Here is a 2,026-nt window from a genome sequence, read left to right as displayed (position 1 = left end):
GCGAAATTTCCGGGGAAGCTCAAGCAGTGGTGGCCTTTGAAGCCAAGCCGTAGCTTTCGACTTAGAACCCCAACCCCACCCCTCACCCCAACTTCTTCCTCAACAACTCATTGACCTGCGCCGGGTTCCCCTTCCCCTTGGTCGCCTTCATGGCCTGCCCGACCAGGGCATTGAACGCCTTCTCCTTGCCGGCCCGGAATTCCTCCACCGACTTGGCGTTGGCGGCCAGCACGTCGTCGATGATCTTTTCCAGCTCGCCGGAGTCGGACATCTGCTTGAGGCCCCTGGCGGCGATGATGGCGTCGGCGTCGCTGCCTTCTTCGCCGGCCCACATGGCGGGGAACACGTCTTTCTTGGCGGTGTTGTTGGAGACCGTGCCGTCGGCGATGCGCACCAGCAGCCTGGCCAGTTGGGCGGGTTTGACCGGGGCGTCGTCGAGCGCGATGCCTTCGCGGTTGAGCAGCGAGGACACGTCGCCCATCAGCCAGTTGGCGGCGGGCTTGGCGTTGGCGGCGCCGGCTTCGGCGACCACGGCTTCGAAGTAGCTGGCGAGCGGCTTGGAGGCGGTCAGCACGCTGGCGTCGTAGGCGGACAGGCCGTATTGCGACACCAGGCGCGCCTGCATGGCGGCGGGCAGTTCGGGCAGGGCGGCCTTCACGCGCTCGATCCAGGCGGCGTCGATGTCCAGCGGCAGCAGGTCGGGGTCGGGGAAGTAGCGGTAGTCGTGCGCGTCTTCCTTGGTGCGCATGGCGCGCGTCTCGCCGGTGTCGGGGTCGAACAGCACGGTGGCCTGCTGGATCTCGCGGCCGTCCTCGATCTCGGCGATCTGCCACTGCACTTCATACTCGATGGCCTGCTGCAGGAAGCGGAACGAATTGAGGTTCTTGATCTCGCGGCGCGTGCCGAGCTTGGGGCTGCCGTACGGGCGCACCGACACGTTGGCGTCGCAGCGGAAGCTGCCTTCCTGCATGTTGCCGTCGCAGATGCCCAGCCACGTCACCAGCGCGTGCAGCGCCTTGGCATAGGCCACGGCTTCGGCGGCGCTGCGCATGTCGGGCTCGGTGACGATTTCCAGCAGCGGCGTGCCGGCGCGGTTCAGGTCGATGCCGGTCATGCCGGCGAAGTCTTCGTGCAGCGACTTGCCGGCGTCTTCCTCGAGGTGGGCGCGCGTGAGCTGCACGGTCTTCTCGTAGGTCTCGCCCTTCTTGCCTTCGACCTGGATGCTGATGCTGCCGCCCTGCACCACCGGGATCTCGTACTGGCTGATCTGGTAGCCCTTGGGCAGGTCGGGGTAGAAGTAGTTCTTGCGCGCGAAGATGCTGCGCGGCGCGATGGTGGCGCCGATGGCCAGGCCGAACTGGATGGCGCGCTCGACCGCGCCGCGGTTGAGCACCGGCAGCACGCCGGGCAGCGCCAGGTCGACCGGCGAGGCCTGCGTGTTCGGCGCCGCGCCGAAGGCGGTGGAGCTGCCGGAGAAAATCTTGGAGGCCGTCGACAGCTGCGTGTGCGTCTCGAGGCCGATCACCACTTCCCATTGCATGGCGGTATTCCTGTTCGTATTCGTCGTGTACGTCGTATTCGGTGCGTGTTGCTGCGTGCTGTTGCGTATTCCGTCGCGCCGCTAGCGCGTCTGCGCGCAGCCGCCGGTGCCGGGCTCGAACATCACCGGCCAGGCTTCCTCGTAGATGCCGGGCGAGCAGCGCTGCTGGCAGTTGGCGTGCGCGAGCGTGACGCGGCGCGGGTCCTGCCAGACCATCAGCTTGCAGGCGCTGCCGTCGTTGGCGCGCAGCTCGATGTGCGGCTTCTTCTGCGTCTGGCGGAACTCGGCCAGGTTGAAGCTGCACGAGCCGCGCTTGCCTACCCACAGCTTCCACGACAACTGCTGCACGGTGTTGTCCGCCACGCGCAGCTGCGCGTCCTCGCGGAAGCCGTCTTCCTCGGTGCGGCGGCAGTCGCCGGCGAGGTCGATGTCGCGGCTGGCGATGGGCGTGGGCCGGCCGAAGCGCGGCAGCGGGATGCACGCCGC

2 protein-coding genes are annotated in these 2,026 nt (G+C 67.4%); both read right to left on the bottom strand.

The features are described from left to right. Positions 1-82 precede the first annotated feature (82 nt). A complete protein-coding gene (gatB, locus tag K206_RS0134635; protein ID WP_020206853.1) occupies positions 83-1,540 on the bottom strand; it encodes an Asp-tRNA(Asn)/Glu-tRNA(Gln) amidotransferase subunit GatB in 1,458 nt (485 codons plus the stop codon). Positions 1,541-1,621: 81 nt separating this feature from the next. Further along, positions 1,622-2,026, bottom strand: a 405-nt coding sequence (locus tag K206_RS44045; protein WP_020206852.1) for a hypothetical protein, incomplete at its 5' end; no start/stop codon positions are given.

It is taken from the genome of Cupriavidus sp. WS (assembly GCF_000395345.1).
In the GTDB taxonomy this organism is placed as follows: Bacteria; Pseudomonadota; Gammaproteobacteria; order Burkholderiales; family Burkholderiaceae; genus Cupriavidus; species Cupriavidus basilensis_B.
The sequence above is the reverse complement of the archived record's forward strand: the minus strand, read 5'-3'. Positions and strand labels throughout refer to the sequence as shown.